Origin of the sequence: Onishia niordana (genome assembly GCF_004798965.1) — a bacterium.
In the GTDB taxonomy this organism is placed as follows: Bacteria; Pseudomonadota; Gammaproteobacteria; order Pseudomonadales; family Halomonadaceae; genus Onishia; species Onishia niordana.
The window spans coordinates 1-437 of sequence record NZ_SDSD01000022.1 but is presented as its reverse complement, the minus strand read 5'-3'; the positions used below and the strand labels follow the sequence as shown (position 1 = coordinate 437).

Annotated in this window: 1 protein-coding gene; it reads right to left on the bottom strand. The window is 37.5% G+C overall.

Annotated features, from left to right (window positions below; genetic code table 11):
• On the bottom strand, positions 1-409 hold a 409-nt coding region (locus tag ETC27_RS17800; RefSeq protein WP_205742763.1), incomplete at its 3' end, for a polysaccharide pyruvyl transferase family protein.
• Between the last annotated feature and the right edge of the window lie 28 nt (positions 410-437).

The following is a 437-nucleotide window of genomic DNA, read 5'->3' as shown; positions in this document are numbered from 1 at the left end:
AATAATCTTCAAATTTGAAATCTCCCCCAACCAGACGGTCTGAGAGATTCATATGTAGATTAGGGATTTTAAAACTGTCAGCAACGATTAGTCCATGAAGTGAGGAAGAAAAAACAAGTTTACAAGAGGTGATATCAGTGATTACTGCTTGTGGTGCCCGTAATACATCAATAATTTTAAATCTTGGATCTGCAGCCAATTTTTGAATAAAAGGGTGGTCTGCTTCCTCAAAATGAGGAATGATTCCTATTTTATCTTCTTTATTGGGGCTTTCTTGGTAAACTTTATTAACAAGAAGTCCTGGATCACCTAGCGGCAGGGGTGGGAGCTTCAAGTCTTCTTGCGTAAGCTTTCCACGTACTGCATGAAATTTTAGTTTCGAAAAATTAAGCTCTGAAAAGTTATGCAAGGGATATGTTTCTTTGATCGAACCTACT